Source organism: Halomonas sp. PA16-9 (assembly GCF_009728585.1).
In the GTDB taxonomy this organism is placed as follows: Bacteria; Pseudomonadota; Gammaproteobacteria; order Pseudomonadales; family Halomonadaceae; genus Vreelandella; species Vreelandella titanicae.
Genome location: NZ_CP040451.1, coordinates 874,741 through 893,866 on the forward strand (window position 1 = coordinate 874,741; position 19,126 = coordinate 893,866).

Here is a 19,126-nt window from a genome sequence, read left to right on the forward strand (position 1 = left end):
TTCTTTCCTTGTTACGCCCCTCACATACTGACCGTGCGCCTAATAGCACAACGCTGTTCTGAGTTGCTGCTGTTTAGAGGCTGTCATTCTTACTCGAGAGGCTATATGAATACCCTTCACACTTATCTGCAAGAGCATCAGCGTTCTATTCTCGATGATATTGAAGCGTTGGTACGTGCTGAATCGCCATCCAATGATAAAGCCGCAGTGGACGCCTGTGGTCAAATGTTGCGCCAGTTATTTCAAGACCGGCTCCAATGTCAGGCGGAAACGTTTCCACAAACTGAAAAAGGCGATCATCTTGGCTTCACGCTAGGAGAGGGGGATCGTCAGATTCTTATTTTGGGGCATTTCGACACGGTTTGGGATATCGGCCGGCTCGCTATCCGCCGTGAGACGGACAAGTTTTACGGTCCCGGCATTTTGGATATGAAAGCAGGTATTGTTCAAGCCATTTGGGCTGTCAAAGCACTCGTTGAACTCGATGCGCTTCCCAATGCCCGTATTCGTTTTCTATGTACCAGTGATGAGGAGTTAGGTAGCCCTACTTCGCGACAACGAATTGAGGAGGAGTCGGTTGCGAGCGATGTGGTGCTGGTTGTTGAACCTGCCACGGCTAATGGCAGCGCTTTGAAAACGGCACGTAAAGGCTCTGGACGCTTTTACATGCATATAACGGGTAAAGCAGCTCATGCGGGCAATAACCCTGAAGAAGGGGTGAGTGCGATTGAGGAGTTGTCCCACCAGATTCAGTACTTACATAGCCTGGCCGACCCCGGCCTGGGAACCACAGTGAATGTTGGGATGGTACGTGGCGGTGGCCCACTTAATGTCGTGCCGGAGGAAGCTGAGTTAGGTATTGATGTTCGGGTAACGACGCTGGAAGAAGCCGGGCGGCTCTACAATGCCATTTATCAAAGTACCCCATTTCATCCCAGCGTAATGCTAACCGTTAGCGGTGACATGACGCGCCCGCCGATGGAGCGAACACATGCTACGGCTCGTCTGTTTGAACTTGCCCAGCACGCTGCCGGTGCATTCGGCATTGAGCTTACGGAAGCCTCGGTAGGTGGAGGAAGCGACGGCAATTTCGCTGCAGCCAAAGGTATTCCCACCCTTGATGGGCTGGGTGCAACCGGCGCTGCCCCCCATGCGGAATATGAGCACATTGAAATAGCCTCAATTGTACCGCGTGCGGCGATCCTGGCGGCGTTGATACGGCAGGCCTGATACGCCATTCAGCCGTTTGTCAGTGCGTTAAATAAATAACTATATGAAAAAATATTCAGGAAATTTCAACGTGAAAACTAGATCAATACAAAGAATGGCCATGCCCGATGCCTTTGTGATTCTGTTTGGGTTATTACTGGTGGCTTGGTTATTGAGTTTCTTTATTCCCTCGGGCCAGTTTGAGCGAACCACAGAGGGGCGTCCTACGGTTATTCCCGGCAGTTTTCATCTGGTGGAGTCTAGCGGCCTTAATTTTTTCGATATTTTTCTTTCTATTCAAAACGGTTTTATCAGCTCAGCAAACCTCATTGCTTTAGTTCTGGTAATGGGCGGTGCGATTGCAGTGGTGGAGTCTACTGGTGCGATCAATGCAGGTATCAAAAGCCTGGTTGATAAAGCCCGGGGGCGTAAATATCTGCTCGCGATTGTGGTGTCTTTTGTATTTGGCGTGGTATCTGCCATTGGCGTTGGGTCGAATGCCGTTATTGCCTTTATTCCGTTGGGTATCGTGTTGGCACGAGCGCTTAAGTTAGATGCGATCGCGGGGATCGCCATTGTCTATTTGGGCTATTTTTCGGGCTCAGCGGCTGCTGTTTTCGATCCTATTACGCTGGGGATTGCGCAATCCATAGCAGGGCTGCCGCTATTTTCTGGCGCGCCGCTTAGGGTGGCGCTATTTTTCGTGCTATTGGCAGTGACAATTGCTTATGTGTGTCGGTATATCAAACGCATTAGCGACGATCCCGCCCGTAGTTTGATGGGGAATCAGCCCTTTAGCACTGAAGCCATTGGGTCCGATGATGAGAACTTAACGTTTACGCGTCGGCATCTGGTCATTTTAAGCTTCTTTGTTGCCTGCCTTGCGGTGTTTATTTATGGCTCTTTAGGGTTGGGGTGGGGCGTTAATGAGCTTTCTGCCATCTTTATGATCAATGGGATAGGAAGCGCTGCACTCGCTCGTTTCTCGCCTAATGAGTTTGTGCAGATGTTCATGAAGGGGGCCAAAGGTATGCTATATGGTGCCTTTATTATTGGCATTGCCAAAGGCATTACGGTGCTAATGGCCGAGGGGATGATTCTCGATACGGTAGTGAATTCAATTTTTGTGCCCTTGAGTACGCTTCCCTCCATGTTGGGTGCGCTCGCTGTTTTTGTATTCAACCTCTTTTTCAACTTCCTGGTGCCTTCTGGTAGCGGTCAGGCAGCTGTAGTGATGCCGATTTTGACGCCGCTTGCGGATATGCTTGATATCACTCGGCAAACGGCGGTGATGGCATTCAAGCTTGGTGATGGGATCACCAATATTATTACGCCGACATCGGGTGTGTTGATGTCTGTGCTCGCCGTGGGCGGAGTGCCATGGAGTAACTGGGTACGTTTCGCGTTTCCGTTGGTATGCCTCTGGACGCTAGTGGGCATCGCCTTTGTAGTGACCGCTGTGTTGATTAACTACGGGCCTTTCTAATCAAGCGTAATAATACGCTCGGTCAGTATTGCAATTCATTGGAAATAAACAGCCAAACCGCTCAAGTTGAGCGGTTTGGTTCTCCATTAATGATATTTATAAGATATCGAATGACATTTATATAGTATTTTACCCTCACGTGAGGGCACTGGTAGCTTCATGAGTTAGTTAACTCAGGAGCTAGCAACATGATTTTAGAAATTTTTATTTCAGAAATTCTGAATTTATGAAAGGCAACAGAACTAACTGTCCCATTTAGTCGAAAAGCCAATCAATCGACGAGCTTGCCAGTGGCCTTCCCGCCACAGCCCAGCTAATGAACCACCTACCGGGGAATCCTCGGGTAAGGCAACGGCAGCCACTCGTTCTTGTGCTGCTGCAAGCTGTGCGGGGGCGCCGCGCGGCCCTTGGCCTGGTGGGTAGGCGCCTACCATGCAGAAATCCTCGTCTGCTTCTAAGCTGGCATGACCAACCCCCGCAGGTAATACCAGCACATCGCCAGCATAAAGCATCAGTTCGCTACCGTTAGGGCCACCCAGGCGTGCCTTGGCCTGCCCACGGAAAATGCCTAGTGCTTCGTGGGCAGTGGAGTGAAAGTGGTCAAAGTCATATAGGTGGTAGCGCCACGCTGGTGGTCAGCCGTGGCGTTTGAACATGGCTTCGAACGACTCGGCCCGCGCTTCAGACCAGCATGCCGATCATCCAGATGCTGATGAACACTTACCTGCTAATAGAATGTGCTACACGACAGTTCTGCTACTTTTAGCAGCATCGGCAAAGGGTGGCCTTGCTTCAGTTCAAGGACTACCCGCACTTTTGCTGCGCGGCTTGCTCTTTGGCCTGACGCAGGGCTCTCAACTTTTTTAGGTAGGCCACCTCAGCACGCAAGTATTCGTTCTCTTGGAGCAGTTGCTCCAGAGAGCTCTTTTCAGTCACTGGAAGTGGCGGCTTGGGTGGCTCTGCTGTGGGCATCTTCGTCGGGCGACCTCGGGTTTAGGCTCCAACGCCTGGAAGGCTCCTTCATGATACTGTCTTTCCCATTCCCGTACGACACCCACTCTACCTCGGATGTCGAACAGGGCAATCGCTTGTCGGGCTGAGAGATACTCTTGTCTCATCCTTTGCAACACCGACAATTTGAACTCGGCGCTTTAGCGGCTGAAATTCTTCTGCAAGCCGCTCAGGCCATGATGTTCATAGCTTTTAACCCAACGCCTGACGGTGGCGTGATCAAGACCGTACTGTTTGACCAGCCTCCTATAACCCTCTTGTCCTTCTGTGTAGCGTTGTACTACTAATAGCTTGAACGCTTCATTATATTTCGCCATGAAAAACACCCCAATCGTTGGATGAGTGTCCAACTTTTGGGGTGCAGTTCATTTTTTAGTCGGGGTTTTTGCGCTTTACGCTTCTTGAACACCGTCAACGATAAAGACGCGGTAGTCGGAGCCCTGGAAGCGGTGCTTGCGAGCCTCCTGGTAGGCGGGGCTTTCTACCAGGCGCGGGCAGCGGCCATATCGGGGAAGCGCAGAATCAACGCGCCTTCCATGTCGCTGCCTTCCAGTACTTCAAAATCGCCGTAGAAGGCGAGCGGCTGTGGGTCGTGGCCTTCGCGGGTCAGTACGACATAAGCGGGTATTGGATCTCCTCGTTGGTATAAAGTGGGTGTTTCGAGATCATACCTTCTATAGGCAGGGTTCTGCCCTCTTTATGATGCTTGCTTCCACAAGGTTTTCAGTGAGCCACCGATGGGGTCGGCTTCATCGCCGTGGGCGCTGTGCTTGGCGCGGCGGCTGCCGTGTCGTTGAACGGAGAGTGGTGTGCGTCCTATGGAGCGTGGGGTAACGGCGATGACGGGTACATTGATTGTCGTTGCCCATGGCAGTGAGTGGCACCGTGACGTATGTGTTACTGTCGGCAAATCACCCGGTGTTGGTGCTTGCTTGGGAGATGTGTGGTGCTTGATGCAAACCTAGGCAACATTCATGATGATCAGCAAATACAGATATTCACCAGCTAAGATTGACAAGCACACTTTGAGGTGATGCTGGAGACAAGAGACTGTCTGGCTAAGCCAAGCGCAGATGACAAAAAGGCCAAGTAGACCGACTGATTGGGCAGGTGGGGCATCTAATGTTTAGCGCGTGATGTTGTAATCATCTCACCTTCCTAACCACAGAGCCCCCACCGACAAAACCAACATGGTGGCAAAGATGATATTTGTTGCTCGTCCGATAACCGGATCTCTTAGAAACTTCGCAAATGCTGCACCAAAGGTAAGCCAGATAATACTGAATATAAGTATCACCAAGGACAGCAACAACAGTTTCCAGCCTGTATCAGCCGCCAGATTATCAATTACAATCGTATGACTCGAATAGACGGCGCCAATGGCGGCGAAAGCCTTTGGATTGATCACTGCAAGTGTAAAACCAGGCAAAAACGCTGGCGCACTGCCAAAGCACTTCGCATCCTTAACGACGGGCGCCGTGGCTATTCGGAAAGCTAGGTACAGAATATAGATCCCAGCCAAACTCGACAGAGTCACGAGCAACAATGGCTTGGTGAGAACCACAGCCGTGATACCGGCAGCAATCATGAGCAAGACCACTACCGTCCCCAGAACAATTCCAGACATGTAGCGCAGCCCCTCCTAAAACCATACGCAGAGCCAATGCCTGCAAGACTCAGGGTTGCAGGGCCTGGGCTACCCATCAGGGGGAATGCAGCCATCAAAAGTAATAAGATGTTATCCATCATAGGCCAAACCTTTTGGAGGTGCTGGTCGTTCCTGTACGAGAAGATGGGCAATGGCCGAAGCACACCCAGAATAATTGAGAGGTACCAAACCTGGTCGTAACTGGCATAGCGATCAAACAGGGCGCCGCCCAGCCAGACTCCAAAAAAGCCTCCAAGTTGGTGACTTAGGAATACCAAACCAAACAAAGTCCCCATCGCACGAGAACCAAACATGGTAAGCACTAGCGCACTGGTCAATGGAACCGTGGAAAGCCATAGTCCTCCCATGACCAATGCAAAAATCATCACCGATGCTGGTGTGACAGGCTGCGAGATAAATATGAGGATGACCAAAGCCCTAAGGACGTAGATCGCCGATAGAACATAGGGTTTGGGAAACAGCATGCCAAGCTGCGAAGCGAGCAACGTGCCAAAGATGTTTGCCAACCCAGCCAGAGCCAGGGCCTGAAGACCCAAGGCACGCAATTCATCCGGAGAAGCAGAGGAAACACAGAAGTGCTGTACATAGTTAGGCAGGTGCGCTGTGATAAACGCGAGATGAAAGCCACATACGAAAAATCCCATGTTGAGCAACAAATAGCTCGGGTGGCCAAATGCAGATCGAACCGTTTGAGTGACTGGAGCATACTCAGCGCTACTGGACAACGGTGATTCATTCACACGAAGAAAAGGAATACACATAGCAATGGGTAGAAGTGCGCCGGTAATGACAATAATCATCAACCGCCAGTCGAGCCATTCCGTCAACCACGACGCCATTAATGGCATAACGACTTGACCGGCGGAGCCCATGGCCGATGTTATACCAAGATAATAGCTGCGTTTGTCCTCTGGCGCGGCTCTGCCAACCACGGCTAAAACGATGCCGAATGCAGTACCGGAGACCCCCATACCGACAAGCACTCCAGCGCCAAAGTGTTGAACCAAGGGTGTCGTACCCAGGGCGCAAACCATCATCCCAAGCACATAGCACATGAACCCAGCCATAGTGCGCGCCGATCACCAAACTGTCGGCGACCATTCCGAAGCTCGGTTGTGCGAGCCCCCACACCAAATTCTGAATGGCGATGGAAAGCGAGAATACCCCGATACTGCCACCGAACAATTCATCCGAGAGTGGCTCAACCACACCACCAAAGATAGCTCGAACTCCAAATGACAGTGCCAGCACAACGCCACCTGCAAGCACGATTGGCATTATCCCCTGATTCGATACTGGGAAACCGGTTGTTTGAAGCCTCATAGCTATCTCACTCTCTTTCCTTGAACCTTCAAGGAGGGCTGATTGGCAATAAGGTGTACAGCACACCAGAATTGACGCAAATGCTAGCACTGGCATAAACTTTTGAATAACGAATATATTTGAATTTATAATTTAGGGTTTTTGAAGTGAATATAGCCTTTGATATTGATGCGTTACGCGCCATCGTTGCTGGAACCGATCTGCGCAGCTTCGCACGTGCGGCCGCACAACTTGGTCGCTCACAGTCAGCAGTCAGCATGCAACTGAAGAAGCTGGAGCAGCAGGCAGGTACTCAACTGTTCGTCCGCAAAGGTAGAACTCTGGTTGCCACTGATGCAGGCGAAGCACTGGTTGCCTATGCCCGCCGCATCATCGCTCTCAATGATGAAGCCGCGCTCGCGCTTGGCGCGACAGCAACCACGGCAACGGTTCGGCTGGGCCTGCCTCAGGATTTCTTTGAGGATGTGATGCCGGCAACCTTGTCTGAATACTCCCGCCTGCATCCAGGGGTTCATGTCGAGGTGCAGGCTGGTCCCAATCACGTTCTAGCCGAGGAAGTTAGAGCTGGACGGCTGGACGCTGCGATTGCATTCTGCCCAGAAAGCTCATCTGGAAGTGGGGGCGAGCTGATCGGCAAACTGCCTATGCGTTGGATGGCGCACAAAAGCTTGGTATTCGATTCTCGAATTGACCGGATACCATTGGTGCTGTTCGACCATCCCTGCCTCTTTCGGCAGTCGGCTCTAAGTGCACTTGAAAAAGCAGGTAAACGTTGGCGTGTGGCGGTTACCACACCTAGTCTGCCGGGTATTTGGGCCGCACTTCGCTCAAACCTTGGGCTTGCCGTGCGAACTGAACATGGCATGCCCGAAGGAGTTCAGTGTTCTGGCGAGAAATTTGGTCTTCCCAAACTTCCAGCGATTTCGCTGAAGTTGCTTCGCTCTTCGAATGCTTCACCCGCTGCTCAGGATCTATGCAACCTTCTGGAACATGAAACGATCAGGCTGGTCGCTCCCGGCTGAATGAGGCTACGTCAAATAGAAGGCTCTCTCTGAGAATTCCCATAAGGATCGCCATTTACTGTCTGCCAAGGAGTAGTCTGGCTTATCAAAGTCGTGTGTCGGTGGCACGGCAATAGTCTTGATTCCTGCTGCCTTTGCTGCCTTAACTCCTGATGCAGAGTCTTCAAAAGCAATGCAATGCTCCGGATGAACCTCTAGCTTTTGCAACGTAGAGATATAGACAGCGGGGTCAGGCTTTCCGCGTTCCACATGCTCCGATGACGAAATTCCGTGGAAATACTGGGCAATATCGAGCTTCTTCAGAACGGTATTGATCAATAGGTAGGGGGAGTTTGTCGATAAACCGATCTTGAAGTTTCTACTGTAAAAATAGCTCACTATCTGTTGGGCGCCTGGCATAGGCTCACCATGCTTTCTTATCAATTCGTCTACGCAGTCAATGACATCGTTTTCGACATCTTTGATGGATCTGTGCTGCCATGGAAAACGTCGATACCAGAATTCAGTAACCTCTCGAGTCGTCATCGCTGCGGTTTCTCGACATAATGAGTCCGACAGTTCAACACCCACGGATGAAAACACCATTCTCTCTGCTTTCGTCCAGAAGGGCTCGGAATCGATCAAAAGACCGTCCATATCAAAAATCACAGCCGGTGAGGTCACTTTATCCAGCTCCTATGATAGAAAACGGGTCAACGGTAATCCCCATTTTTAGAGGGCTCCAAAAGTATCGCTTAGGCCACTGAGGCCAGGATCTGAGTATCTAGCAGGCAGTTTTGCACATCATGCTCTTCTTCAATGTGTTAACAAGTCGTAGTCGATGCTCAATATAATAAAAAGACTCTGGTCACTCGGCGTTTAAGGGAGTTCGGTCAGAGCGCATCGGCAGATACAGCTGTGCAATTAGATCGCGCAATTGCCTCCGAACAAGCTAACAGTAGAGTAATGCCAAAAGCCGCTGCTGAAAAACCGGTGGTGCTCTTCGCGATAGGTATTTCTCCCATTATATTGGTGCCTGCCTTTCATCTTCTAAGAGCTTACCCCCATAGCCCTGTCAGTGGCCCACCTGCCGGGGAATCCTCGGGTAAGGCCACGGCAGCGACTCGCGCCTGGGCCGCCGCAAGCTGGGCGGGGTCGCCGCGCTCTATTTCCGGCTTTTGGCCTGGTGGGTAGGCGCCTACCATGCAGAAATCATCGTCCGCCTCTAGGCTGGCATGTCCAACCCCGGCGGGCAGAACCAGCACATCGCCTGGGTAAAGCATCAACTCCTGGCCGTTAGGGCCACCTAGCCGTGCCCGGGCCTGCCCGCGGAAGATGCCCAGTGCTTCATGGGCGGTGGAGTGAAAGTGGTCAAAGTCATATAGGTGGTAGCGCCACGCAGGCGGCCAACCGTGGCGTTTGAACATACTTTCAAAGGCATCGGCCCGTTCCTCTGCATTGCTGATATCGAGAACCTGGCGATAAACCAGCACTGGTAGAGGGGAGTTGGGGTAGCCGGTCGCTGCATCGCTGTCGAGATGGAGTCGTTCTGGCTGAGGGGTAGACATCCTGGTCTCCTCGTTGGGGGTGTGTTTATAAAATAGCTTTGAGCACACTCTTTTGCATAGCCGCGCTAACCGATAACAAACTGGCTGTGTGTTTTGTCAATTACCGCTCGGCAGCGTATCCCTCATCTTCTGTTCGATTGCCTTGATAGCATCAGTCGGTATCATATCGTTGACGTTGTCCATCATTACGCCCTTTTACCGCGAGCTTCTATGACCCAATCTAAAACGCCCTTCATTGTGGTGCTGAGCCTGGCAATGACCATGATGCTGGGCCCGTTTTCCATGGATACGTACCTGCCGGCTTTTCCGGTCATCGGCGAATCGCTGGGGATTTCTCAGCAGGCGGTATCGCTGAGTGTTTCAGTGTATGTACTCGCGTTGGCGCTTGGCCAGTTAATCGGCGGTGCGCTTTCAGACCGCTTCGGGCGCCAGCGGGTGCTGATGAGCGGGCTGGCGATTTTTGCGCTCTCAAGCATCGTCATTGGTATGGCGGATTCTTTGCACACGCTGCTCGGCGGGCGGGCAGTTCAGGCCCTGGGCGCCGGTTTTACCCTAGTATCTGTACCGGCGCTGGTGCGCGACCGGGTGGCGGGCCGCGACGCCGCGAAACTGTTCTCGATGATGGGTTTTATCATGGTGCTGGCGCCTGGGATCGCTCCGAGCGTAGGCAGCGCGATTCTGGCGCTGGGTTCCTGGCACTATATCTTTTTCGCCTTGGCGGTATACGCGTTACTGCTGGTGCCGTTGCTGGTGCGGGTGATCTTTACCGGCACGGGCAAGGTGTCCCGCGCGAAAAGCCCTAAGATGAGCCTGCTGGCGCGTTACAAGCTGGTACTGTCGACAAAACCGGCCTTGCCGTTCATCGTTTGGCAGGCTGCCTCTTTTTCTACCCTGATGATGTTCATCACCTATGCGTCATTTATCTATCAGGGGCATTTCGGCCAGTCGCCTTCAAGCTTTTCGATGTTGTTTGCGGCGAATATCGTCGCGATGCTTATCTTCAACATTCTCAATCGAGTGTTGCTTTCCAGGCTACCGTCACTGCGTATCCTGCAGTTGGCAACGGGCTGTCAGGCGGTCGGCATACTCTTGCTGGTAATGGCTGCCTTTATGGATTGGCCGATGTACGCCTTCCTGCCTGCCATGATGCTGACCATCGGCTCGATAGGGGCGATCTCGCCGAATATTCAGGCGTGCTTTTTGGAGTTCTTTCCCACCAGTGGCGGGACGGCCGCAGCGCTTCTGGGCGCAGCACAGTTCGGTGTCGCCGGGCTGCTGAGCGCATTGTCCGCCATGTTGCCGCATACGCTTGAAGCGGTCATTCTGGCCATGGCCGCCTGTGGCTCGGTGGCGTATCTGATGCTTGCCCGCTCTATCATCAAAGGGCGTGCCGCTGTCGAGGCACACTGAGCCAGGGGCCACACTCCTTTGTCAAAAGCCCCGTGTTTTGGATAACACGGGGCTTTTTTTATTTGTTGATCAGATGCCGCTAGTACACGAGCGCTGCAGATATAGGACGGGTAGTCGGTTGGTGCATGACCTCATACGTGTATTGCAATCATGAACTAAAGTTCAAAATAAATGATTATGATTGGCATTAGCACTATTGACTCTACGCTACCCCCTTTGGATACTCTTCCGGCCTTTTAAAAGAAAACCATAAGGCGAGCAGGGCAGGTTTATTCATTTCAAGGGGTCTTCAACATGACTGATAGCAGTAGCACAGTCCGGCGCAATGCAAGTTGGTTACGGTGGCAGCAGACCACTACCGCCATTCTGTGCGGCACCACGCTGGTGACTATTCCCATGATCGGGAACGCCCAGGAAACCGGCGAGAGCAGTGAAGGTAATGAGGGCTATCGCCTTGCTCCCATTATCGTCAATGCTCAGGCTTACGCTGATGATGATGCCAACTCGATAGTGGCCCAAGAGCTATGGGTCGGCGGTAAGGTGGCTACCAGTATCCTTGATACCCCCGCTTCCGTGTCGGTCGTCACTGAGAAGGAAATTGAGCAGCGCAACGCCTCTACCACCGAGGAAGTGCTGCAATATACGCCAGGCGTCCTCACTGATTATTACGGCACCGATGACCGTAACGACTATTTTAAAATTCGCGGATTCGAGGCCACCACCTACCGTGACGGGCTTACGCTAGGCTCAATGCGCGGTGTACGCGAAGAGCCTTACGCCTACGAACGCGTTGAAGTGTTGCGTGGGGCCAACTCCACCCTGTTTGGCCCGGCGGATCCAGGTGGTTCGGTCAACTTCGTGAGCAAGCGGCCACGCTTTGAGCGTTTTGGAGAGGGGTATCTCTCCTACGGTTCATTTGACGCAAAAGAAGCCGGTGTTGATGTGGGTGACACGCTGAACGCTGACGAGACAGTGGCCTACCGCTTTACCGGCACCATCCGAGACAGCGACCGCGAATACGATCACTCCAAAGACAACAATGGCTTCCTGATGGGTGGCCTGACCTGGGAGCCGACGGCGTACACCTCCGCAAGCGTTATCTTCGATTACCTGAAACGTGACGACACCCCCAATAGCGGTGGTTATCCGCTCGACCGGGAGTACGACCGCAGCGAGTTCTTTGGTGAGCCTGGTTTTAATTATCACGATGTTGAGCGTACCAGCCTTACCGGACAGCTCACCCATGATTTCAACAACGGGCTGACGCTGCGGGGTAATCTGCGCTATAGCGACCTGACTGATGACTTCGGCTACGTTTATATCACTGACTCCGCGGCGCGAGTTGGCAGCGTGGTGGATCGCGACTATTTTGGAACGGACAACGAAGCCCAGGAGTTGATCGGCAACGCTATCCTGCAATACGACGCCCGCTTTGATCAGGTCGACAGCAGCACGCTCGTGGGTGTCGAGTATCGCGATGCTTCCACCGAAGACCGTTCGTTTTACGGGGAGGCGACCTCCATTGATATCGCAAACCCCGTCTTTAGCGGTGCCCCGAGTAGCCTGAACGTCTATAGCCGCAACAAGCAGGACTTTACCACCGAGTCGGTTTTCCTGACCCAGAATTTGTCCTTCTATGACCGATTCATCGTGACAGCGGGTGCGCGCAACGACTCGATGGATGTCTCAAGCACCAACATGGCGGGCGTTACCGATTCCGATGACTTCTCTGAGACCTCACTTCGCGGTGCGCTGACCTATCGGGTCACCGACGAAATTTCCACCTATGTCAGCATGGTGGAGTCGGTCGCACCACCCACGATTGGTGTCGATCCCGAACGGGGCGAGCAGTACGAAATTGGTGCGAAATATTCTCCCTTTGGTACGAATGCGCTGTTTTCGGCGGCCATCTATGACCTAACCAGGGACGACGTCACCATCTCGGTTGTACAGGACAATGGCGTTATCGAGCGGGAAACCGTGGGTGAGTCCCGCGTACGGGGTCTTGATCTGGAAGCGAAGGCTGAGTTGACCGATAGCCTAAGTGTGGCCGGTGGTTACTCCTATATGGAGTCGGAAGTGGTACGCGACAGCAACGCAGCCAGAGAGGGTAAGGAGTTCACCGCAGCACCCAAACATACGGCGTCGCTGTGGGGCTACTATACCTTGCCAAGCCAGGATATGAGTGTAGGCCTCGGCGCCCGTTACATTGGCTCCTACTACTTTGATGTCGCCAATACGTCAAAGAGCAGTGCGGCAACGCTGTTTGACGCGGCCTTCAGCTACCAGCTCACTAAAGACGCCGACCTAGCCGTCAACGTCAGCAACTTGCTCGACGAGCAGCACGTGGTCGGTTCAAGCACGGCCGATTACTATAATCCGGGTCGCGAAATCAGCGCGAAAGTGAGCTATCGCTGGTGATGTAATTCCGCCTATATCCCAGAGGTAAAGCAACGGCAAAACGCCCCGACTTGAACATTAAAGGCGGGGCGTTTTGGTATTTAGGCTTCTGTTAGACCATCAACGATAAACACGCGGTAGTCGGCACCCTGGAAGCGGTGCTTGCGGGCTTCCTGGTAGGCGGGGCTTTGGTACCAGGCGCGGGCGGCAGCCATATCCGGGAAGCGCAGAATCACCGCACCTTCCATAGCGCTACCTTCGAGCACTTCAAAACCACCATAAAAAGCGAGTGGTTGCGGATCGTGGCCTGCGCGAGCGGCTTTTGCCTTCTCGCTGTAGCGCTCCACTTCCTGGGCGTCGTGGGTATGTTCGCGGGTCATTACGATATAAGCGGGCATTAAATTCTCCTTACTTGTTTATCAGGAACGTTATTAAAAGCTGTTCGTTTAGGGAATGGGCAGGGTGTCACTGATGATACCCCGCTCGGTGTACAGACTGCACTGCCGGGTATGGCTGGTGACGGGGGCATAGGATTAGCTTACGATTAATTAGCTAACATCGCTTGGTGTCCACAGCGCTGCACGTTATCGTTTTTGCTTTCTTTATTTAATAACAAGCCGAGTCATACCATGAAACTCGATCTCTACCAGTTGGATGCCTTTGCATCCAAGCCTTTTGAAGGCAACCCTGCGGCGGTTTGCCCACTAGATGCGTGGCTTGACGATGAGTTGTTGCAGGCTATCGCCACGGAGAACAATCTCTCTGAAACGGCCTTTTTTGTACCTGCCGAAACGGGCTACCATCTGCGCTGGTTTACCCCTTCTGTTGAAGTCGATTTATGTGGCCACGCCACGCTTGCAACGGCGTGGGTGATTTTTAATGCGCTGGGCGATACCGCCCAAACACTGCATTTTGAGACGCGTAGCGGTCAGCTTTTAGTGCAGCGTGAAAACGACGAACTTGCCATGAATTTTCCCGCGAAGGCGCTGGAGTCGTTGGCGATGAAAGTCGAGGTAATGGCAGCGCTTGGGCTTAGCGAGATCAATGAACTGCTGATATCCGACGATATTGTGGTGGTGATCAACGATGCGCAGTTGATCGAATCGCTAACGCCGGATATGCAGCAATTGAAGCGCCTTCCAGGGCGCGGCATTGTCGTTACTGCGAAAGGCAGCGATGTAGACTTTGTCTCCCGTTGGTTCGGCCCCAAAGTAGGCGTGGAAGAAGACCCCGTTACCGGCTCGGCGCACACCTCGCTTGCACCTTATTGGGCGAAACGGCTGGGCAAATGTGAGCTAACGGCGCGCCAGGGTGGTGCCCGAAAAGGTGAACTTCGCTGCGTAGTGGCAGGAGAGCGGGTAGTGATTAAAGGCCGTGTGGCGCCTTACATGAAAGGGGTAATCACTCTGCCAAGTAATTCGTTAGCATGATCCGGCTCCTCACCACTCAAAAACTGAAGGAAAGGTTCTTCAATACTGGCGAGCCGTGATCCAGGGTTAATAGAGTAGCTTCAGCACTTTGGACTGCTCTGTAGAAGCAAATGAGCTAGCGCCGTTATCGGTTTTGATTGTTGGTAGTTTCATCCAACCCGTATACGAGCCAGCTGTAATACGTAACACACATACTCAACTAATTGTTCAATGCCCTATATCCACTTATAAAACTGAAAGACAATGTGTTGGGCGGTTTTTTGGCTGTGCCTCACGGCATGGCCCAAGCGATATATCACAGCTTGGCAGCATTGCCGGGCAGCGAAACTCTTTACTGCTTTGGAATCTGTTGGTAAATGCTGTGCTGAGCTTTTGCCTGCTCTTGAGCTACTTGCCCGTTTTGCCATGTCGATATGCCGCGCTCGGCAGTCTGTCCCGCGATATAACCACCGACGCCAAGCGTCATCAGGTTCCAGAGTGCTTCGGGCAATGGCAGCGTCAGGCCCACGCCAAACATGGCGGATAGGTAAGGCGCGATCAGATAGTTATTAGCGACGATCGCTACGATAGTAAGCATTAAGATGGGACGCCAGTTGCGTTGCAGCCAGCTTTCGCCTTCAGCCTCAACAAGCACGACTTGCATCTGGCTTTTGAGAGCGCTGTTTTCCGCATCGATCAATTGAGTTTGTATCTCGTGCTTAAGCCGCGCCGCTTCATCTTTGTCGGTCAACGTCTTGTCGATCACGCTAAACAGCGGGCCAGTGATAACAGATAACGCTTTAGTCGCTATGTTCATCGCAAGCCCTCCAGCGCTGACACTCGGCTATTTAGGTTATTGATACGCCCCTCGATATTATCAAGCTCACGGCGCGCATCCACTGTGCGGTAGTACGTATCGCCCCAGCTTTTCAGCTCATGGCGCATTTCCTGAAGCATCAAGTCCTGCATAGTCAGGCGCTCTTCTAATACTACCGACTGCTGGCCGAGTTTCACCAGTTCAGAGCCAGCCCAAATGATCAGCGTTACTAACAGCACCTGGATTCCTGTCTGCATATGGCGCTCAAATATTGAAGGTTTCACATTGCGTTCCTGAGTCATTACGCCACTCTCCGAAGCTTGATGCGCTCGTACCAAGTTTGGTCGTTAGTGCACAGCTCACCGTGGGCGCGTTTGAACTCCAGCAGCAGGCGCTCAAGCGAATACTCATGCTGGCCGTACCCAGCCCCTGGCAGCGACGCCCAAATATTCCTGCAGCGGTGAATGGCCTCGGCGATCTCGCCCGCCTGAATTAAGCGCAAGGCGTGCTGTTCACGGATTTGCTGAATTGCACAACGGTCTTGGCTAATTGGCCCGAAGTCGGGCAAGTTAAGCTTGATGCGGTAGTGAGGCCAAAAGCGGCTCAACTGCTGGTATCGGCCAGCAGCTGTAGAATACAGCCCTTTACGCACTTTCACGCTTTGGCGAGGGTGGTCGGTGTAGTGATCCATTAGGATCAACTTGCTTGGGATAGAGCCGACAATCACTCGGTAGCCGTTATCAGTGCGGGGGTCTTGAAGCATGGGCTTGCCTATCTCAGCAAACGCCAGCACGTCGAGAAATGCGCATACATTCTTGCCGTCAGTGGCTTGGGGAGTAATTCGGGGCATGTAGGTCTCCAACGCCTCACGATGTGAAATTATGAGTTGTTTCATCATAGGTCGAACCTATCTCATTAATACGCAATGCTAAGGTTTTTGCTTCATCTGAATATTTCTATCTCAAACATCACGTCCACTTTGGGTTAGCACCCGGGTAACTGAGTGTTCCAAAAAAAATACTAGGGCGATGATCGGGCGAGGTTGCGGCGCCAGTACACGTAGAAATGTCCACCTGAACGTAGGCAGGAGGAATATTTCCTGACTCGCGCTACTGCTGAGAAACACCGCAATCCCCGGTCAAGGTCGTGGTTGCCTGTTCGAGTGCCTTTTCGGCATCTCAGCTCAGTGCACAAGTATTTCCTGTAATCAGAGTAAGCCTGTAATTTTTTAATTACAAGTATATCTTGTTTAGCTTGTCACAAGCTTGCCTTGTACACTGCTGAAAATTTATATCATTCAGTCAAAAGCGCTTTGAGCAAACCAATGGAATTTTCAGAACGACTTAAAATAGCCCGTGAAAGACGTGGTCTTACCCAGACCCAGCTTGGCGAGATGCTTGGCGTTTCTGCGCAGTCGGTTCAACAGTGGGAATCAGGTGGTACGATGCCCCGCCACAAGCGCATAGACTCATTGGCGAAGCAGTTAAATGTGAGACCGCAGTGGCTTATCCTGGAGCAAGGCCCCATGGTAGAGGGTGTGCAAGATGAGGTGGTTCTACACAAGACGGAGCTATACGAAGAAGAGGGTGAAATACCGCCCGATGAGATTGAGGTGCCTTTTTTTCGTGAGGTTGAAATGGCAGCAGGAAGCGGAAGAACCCAGGTAATAGAAAATCACGGTCACACAATGCGATTTAGCCTTCAACGTTTGGCCAGGGCAAATGTCCAGCCTTGTAACGCTGGTTGCGCCACGGTTACCGGTAATTCTATGGAGCCTATAATTATAGATGGCTCGCCTATCGGTATCGATAAAGGCTGCCGCCACATAATTGATGGGAAGATATACGCGCTAGACCATGACGGCATGCTTCGGGTCAAAAAGCTCTACCGATTACCACTTAACCGCATGCGCGTAGTCAGCGAAAATCACGAGGAATTTCCGGAGGAAGTGTATTCGATTGGCGATCCAGAAGCACCGAAGATAATTGGGCGTGTATTCTGGTGGGAAACTTTTTCGTAACAAGTCTTTTTTGTAAGAAAACCGCCTTTTTGAGGCGGTTTTTTTTCGCCTGCAATTCAGTTGGTTACATCTATTTCTTGTAATAATACCTGATAAAACTTGTTTTGTGCTTGCTATTACAACTTTATCTTGTATATTTGGATTCATTGCAAGCAGCATTACCCGCACCACCGGGAAACGTGGATGCTCTTTAACAATTCGATAATCCTAGCCGCCCGTAGGGGATTGCATCTCACAAGAGGTTGCTAGGAATACGCCGCCCAGGGCTGTCGAAATGCTGGGAATGCTTGAAAGGCCGCGCTGACTGCGCAGTGGGGCATATGTCCGCCCACTCGGCAGAGAATAGCGCGGACTGTCGACCGCAATAGGGACAGACTTGGCAAACCAGCCCAGTTAGCAGTCAACGCTAAACCAGCCTCCACTGCAGGGGCTGCCGAATCAACAGCAGTAAGTCACGCCTGATCCGCAGCAATATAACGATCTTGAAGAAGAAATTCCTATTTAACCTATCTGCTCACCATACAGTTTCTCTCAAAACAGCATCTTACGATGACAAATCAAACCGAGCCAAGATAAGGAGGTGATAGCCCCCTGAGCCTAGCCCACGCATGTAATCAATTGAATAAAGACTACTATTCGATTCCGCGTTTATTTTAAACCGGGGAATGCATAAACACTGAATCTATCTATACCTAAGTAATACTAAACCTAAGCAATAGGAGAATTTTATGAGCGTAGTTCGTATTAACGAAACCCAGCCTCTTTCCGGCGCCATTACAGACCTGCCTGACAACATTTACGGCAATTACAACAGCCCGCTGTATCAGCTGATACAGGGAGGGCTACGTAATCAGCCAACCACTGACCCTAACCCCATTTTATTTCTTCAGAAGTACTCGTCTGCTAACCGCAACCAGAATTCATCGGAATGGGAACAAGGTGGGCTGTACTCACAGTTAACTAAGGTCACCGGTAACGCATACGGCGCAGCAATCACTGGAAATGCCCGAGCCACTGGTGGATCCGGAGACTCCATCGGGATTCATGCTCGCTGTTCTCGGGTAACCCCAGGTGGTCGCGGGTATGCTCTTTGGGGTTATTTTTCCGGCCAAGTGCAGAGTAGTGAAGCTAGCCATGCAGCTGAGCTTAATGCCAATGTAACCTATGATCCTGGATATGGCTCTAACCACCAGCTTGTCCGGGTATGCATGGCTGATCGATCAGCTGACACTAACCGATTCGGTAGCGCCCTAACTGTAGGCCGAAATACTAAAGGTGGAGATAACAACGGATTTCATACCGGGCTCCGATTTGAAGCTGGTTCCATCGTACGCAACACTGGAAATGATGGAGAGGCCATCCGTGTAGATGCGCCAATTAGTTCCTCTGGAAGCATTGGTGGCCTTCGCTTCGCCCGAGCTCATACCTCGCACGGTGGTGTATTCAAGTATGCCTTCAAAACAGACGAAGCGGTTTTCGCTGACAATGAAGTCGGGCGTCTTGGCGTCACACAGCGTCTTTCCTGGTACTCCAACGGAGCCCGTCGAGTTAGCTTGGTGGGGGGCAATACTACCCTCAGCATTACCGGCGGAGCCCTTAATATTGCCAATCCGGTAAGTGACACGGGATTACAAATAGCCGGTACTAAAGTACTGGGCCAACGCAAAGGAGGCTGGGGAGGTGTAAGCGGTACCACTAGTCGAGCGCAATTTAATACATCGAATGTCACAACCTCTCAATTGGCTGAGCGAGTTAAGGCCCTAATTGAAGACCTGACAGGTCATGGTTTAATTGGAGCTTAAT

Annotated in this window: 20 protein-coding genes; 9 read left to right on the forward strand and 11 right to left on the reverse strand. The window is 52.0% G+C overall.

The features are described 5' to 3' along the window. Nucleotides 1-105: 105 nt before the first annotated feature. Both FDY98_RS04085 and FDY98_RS04090 read left to right on the forward strand, forming a co-directional pair. Nucleotides 106-1,230 (forward strand): M20 family metallopeptidase, encoded by a 1,125-nt coding sequence (locus FDY98_RS04085; protein ID WP_027957287.1) that lies wholly within the window; start codon nt 106-108, stop codon nt 1,228-1,230. A 100-nt stretch (nt 1,231-1,330) separates the two neighbouring features. Continuing rightward, complete coding sequence (locus tag FDY98_RS04090) at nt 1,331-2,695, forward strand: YfcC family protein (protein WP_051430609.1); 1,365 nt, start codon at nt 1,331-1,333, stop codon at nt 2,693-2,695. Nucleotides 2,696-2,937: 242 nt separating this feature from the next. On the opposite strand, the gene FDY98_RS26760 is transcribed toward FDY98_RS04090, so the two are convergent. The 3 genes from FDY98_RS26760 to FDY98_RS26765 form a co-directional block, all read right to left on the reverse strand. Then, on the reverse strand, nt 2,938-3,207 hold the full coding sequence (locus FDY98_RS26760; protein ID WP_231500603.1) for a hypothetical protein: 270 nt from the start codon (nt 3,205-3,207) through the stop codon (nt 2,938-2,940). A 639-nt stretch (nt 3,208-3,846) separates the two neighbouring features. Continuing rightward, nucleotides 3,847-4,023, reverse strand: coding sequence for a helix-turn-helix domain-containing protein (locus FDY98_RS04100; protein WP_101148385.1), 177 nt, complete (start codon nt 4,021-4,023; stop codon nt 3,847-3,849). A gap of 164 nt (nt 4,024-4,187) precedes the next feature. Further along, the gene (locus FDY98_RS26765) at nt 4,188-4,334 is read right to left on the reverse strand and encodes a DUF1330 domain-containing protein (protein WP_332870697.1); all 147 of its coding nucleotides are present in this window, start codon (nt 4,332-4,334) and stop codon (nt 4,188-4,190) included. 181 nt (nt 4,335-4,515) lie between these two features. On the opposite strand from FDY98_RS26765, the gene FDY98_RS26770 reads away from it, so the two are divergent. Further along, nucleotides 4,516-4,671, forward strand: coding sequence for a hypothetical protein (locus tag FDY98_RS26770; RefSeq protein ID WP_231500602.1), 156 nt, complete (start codon nt 4,516-4,518; stop codon nt 4,669-4,671). Nucleotides 4,672-4,856: 185 nt separating this feature from the next. On the opposite strand, the gene FDY98_RS04115 is transcribed toward FDY98_RS26770, so the two are convergent. Further along, a complete protein-coding gene (locus tag FDY98_RS04115; protein ID WP_196518101.1) occupies nt 4,857-5,333 on the reverse strand; it encodes a LysE family transporter in 477 nt (158 codons plus the stop codon). Further along, nucleotides 5,306-6,442, reverse strand: coding sequence for an MFS transporter (locus FDY98_RS25900; RefSeq protein WP_196518103.1), 1,137 nt, complete (start codon nt 6,440-6,442; stop codon nt 5,306-5,308). Before FDY98_RS25900 ends, FDY98_RS04115 begins: the two co-directional genes overlap by 28 nt. A gap of 402 nt (nt 6,443-6,844) precedes the next feature. On the opposite strand from FDY98_RS25900, the gene FDY98_RS04125 reads away from it, so the two are divergent. Beyond that, nucleotides 6,845-7,720, forward strand: coding sequence for a LysR substrate-binding domain-containing protein (locus FDY98_RS04125; RefSeq protein ID WP_035538968.1), 876 nt, complete (start codon nt 6,845-6,847; stop codon nt 7,718-7,720). A 6-nt stretch (nt 7,721-7,726) separates the two neighbouring features. Here FDY98_RS04125 and hxpB read toward each other — a convergent pair whose 3' ends face one another. Next, nucleotides 7,727-8,383 (reverse strand): hexitol phosphatase HxpB, encoded by a 657-nt coding sequence (gene hxpB, locus FDY98_RS04130; RefSeq protein ID WP_231500601.1) that lies wholly within the window; start codon nt 8,381-8,383, stop codon nt 7,727-7,729. 374 nt (nt 8,384-8,757) lie between these two features. After that, nucleotides 8,758-9,267, reverse strand: coding sequence for a cupin domain-containing protein (locus tag FDY98_RS04135; RefSeq protein ID WP_027957282.1), 510 nt, complete (start codon nt 9,265-9,267; stop codon nt 8,758-8,760). A gap of 210 nt (nt 9,268-9,477) precedes the next feature. Between FDY98_RS04135 and FDY98_RS04140 the strand changes: the two genes are divergently transcribed. Together FDY98_RS04140 and FDY98_RS04145 are read left to right on the forward strand one after the other, a co-directional pair. Next, the gene (locus FDY98_RS04140) at nt 9,478-10,677 is read left to right on the forward strand and encodes a multidrug effflux MFS transporter (protein ID WP_027957281.1); all 1,200 of its coding nucleotides are present in this window, start codon (nt 9,478-9,480) and stop codon (nt 10,675-10,677) included. A gap of 294 nt (nt 10,678-10,971) precedes the next feature. Then, nucleotides 10,972-13,098, forward strand: a complete 2,127-nt coding sequence (locus FDY98_RS04145; protein WP_027957280.1) for a TonB-dependent siderophore receptor — start codon at nt 10,972-10,974, stop codon at nt 13,096-13,098. Between the two features lie 80 nt (nt 13,099-13,178). On the opposite strand, the gene FDY98_RS04150 is transcribed toward FDY98_RS04145, so the two are convergent. After that, nucleotides 13,179-13,475 carry a DUF1330 domain-containing protein gene (locus FDY98_RS04150; protein WP_027957279.1) on the reverse strand — a complete coding sequence of 99 codons (297 nt, stop codon included), beginning with the start codon at nt 13,473-13,475 and terminating at the stop codon, nt 13,179-13,181. Nucleotides 13,476-13,706: 231 nt separating this feature from the next. On the opposite strand from FDY98_RS04150, the gene FDY98_RS04155 reads away from it, so the two are divergent. After that, nucleotides 13,707-14,507, forward strand: coding sequence for a PhzF family phenazine biosynthesis protein (locus FDY98_RS04155; RefSeq protein ID WP_027957278.1), 801 nt, complete (start codon nt 13,707-13,709; stop codon nt 14,505-14,507). 331 nt (nt 14,508-14,838) lie between these two features. Here FDY98_RS04155 and FDY98_RS04160 read toward each other — a convergent pair whose 3' ends face one another. The 3 genes from FDY98_RS04160 to FDY98_RS04170 are packed head-to-tail and all read right to left on the reverse strand — an operon-like array spanning nt 14,839 to nt 16,153. Further along, nucleotides 14,839-15,303 (reverse strand): 3TM-type holin, encoded by a 465-nt coding sequence (locus FDY98_RS04160; protein ID WP_051430604.1) that lies wholly within the window; start codon nt 15,301-15,303, stop codon nt 14,839-14,841. Next, entirely contained in the window at nt 15,300-15,587 is a 288-nt protein-coding gene (locus FDY98_RS04165; RefSeq protein ID WP_138801304.1) for a hypothetical protein, read from the reverse strand. Before FDY98_RS04165 ends, FDY98_RS04160 begins: the two co-directional genes overlap by 4 nt. 17 nt (nt 15,588-15,604) lie before the next feature. Continuing rightward, nucleotides 15,605-16,153 (reverse strand): glycoside hydrolase family 24 protein, encoded by a 549-nt coding sequence (locus tag FDY98_RS04170; RefSeq protein ID WP_035538965.1) that lies wholly within the window; start codon nt 16,151-16,153, stop codon nt 15,605-15,607. Nucleotides 16,154-16,627: 474 nt separating this feature from the next. Here FDY98_RS04170 and FDY98_RS04175 point away from each other — a divergent pair, with 474 nt between their 5' ends. Next, nucleotides 16,628-17,323 (forward strand): XRE family transcriptional regulator, encoded by a 696-nt coding sequence (locus FDY98_RS04175; protein ID WP_027957275.1) that lies wholly within the window; start codon nt 16,628-16,630, stop codon nt 17,321-17,323. Between the two features lie 728 nt (nt 17,324-18,051). Continuing rightward, complete coding sequence (locus FDY98_RS04180) at nt 18,052-19,125, forward strand: hypothetical protein (RefSeq protein ID WP_027957274.1); 1,074 nt, start codon at nt 18,052-18,054, stop codon at nt 19,123-19,125. Nucleotide 19,126: the final 1 nt, after the last annotated feature.

Excerpts from the sequence above, each read along its gene's own strand:
- FDY98_RS04155 (WP_027957278.1), top strand. The coding sequence starts at position 13,707 with ATGAAACTCGATCTCTACCAGTTGGATGCCTTTGCATCCAAGCCTTTT.
- FDY98_RS04135 (WP_027957282.1), bottom strand. The coding sequence starts at position 9,267 with ATGTCTACCCCTCAGCCAGAACGACTCCATCTCGACAGCGATGCAGCG.
- FDY98_RS04160 (WP_051430604.1), bottom strand. The coding sequence starts at position 15,303 with ATGAACATAGCGACTAAAGCGTTATCTGTTATCACTGGCCCGCTGTTT.
- FDY98_RS04175 (WP_027957275.1), top strand. The coding sequence starts at position 16,628 with ATGGAATTTTCAGAACGACTTAAAATAGCCCGTGAAAGACGTGGTCTT.
- FDY98_RS04140 (WP_027957281.1), top strand. The coding sequence starts at position 9,478 with ATGACCCAATCTAAAACGCCCTTCATTGTGGTGCTGAGCCTGGCAATG.
- FDY98_RS04145 (WP_027957280.1), top strand. The coding sequence starts at position 10,972 with ATGACTGATAGCAGTAGCACAGTCCGGCGCAATGCAAGTTGGTTACGG.
- FDY98_RS04115 (WP_196518101.1), bottom strand. The coding sequence starts at position 5,333 with ATGTCTGGAATTGTTCTGGGGACGGTAGTGGTCTTGCTCATGATTGCT.
- FDY98_RS04170 (WP_035538965.1), bottom strand. The coding sequence starts at position 16,153 with ATGCCCCGAATTACTCCCCAAGCCACTGACGGCAAGAATGTATGCGCA.
- FDY98_RS04085 (WP_027957287.1), top strand. The coding sequence starts at position 106 with ATGAATACCCTTCACACTTATCTGCAAGAGCATCAGCGTTCTATTCTC.
- FDY98_RS04090 (WP_051430609.1), top strand. The coding sequence starts at position 1,331 with ATGCCCGATGCCTTTGTGATTCTGTTTGGGTTATTACTGGTGGCTTGG.
- FDY98_RS26760 (WP_231500603.1), bottom strand. The coding sequence starts at position 3,207 with ATGCTTTATGCTGGCGATGTGCTGGTATTACCTGCGGGGGTTGGTCAT.
- FDY98_RS04150 (WP_027957279.1), bottom strand. The coding sequence starts at position 13,475 with ATGCCCGCTTATATCGTAATGACCCGCGAACATACCCACGACGCCCAG.
- FDY98_RS04100 (WP_101148385.1), bottom strand. The coding sequence starts at position 4,023 with ATGGCGAAATATAATGAAGCGTTCAAGCTATTAGTAGTACAACGCTAC.
- FDY98_RS25900 (WP_196518103.1), bottom strand. The coding sequence starts at position 6,442 with ATGGCTGGGTTCATGTGCTATGTGCTTGGGATGATGGTTTGCGCCCTG.
- FDY98_RS04180 (WP_027957274.1), top strand. The coding sequence starts at position 18,052 with ATGAGCGTAGTTCGTATTAACGAAACCCAGCCTCTTTCCGGCGCCATT.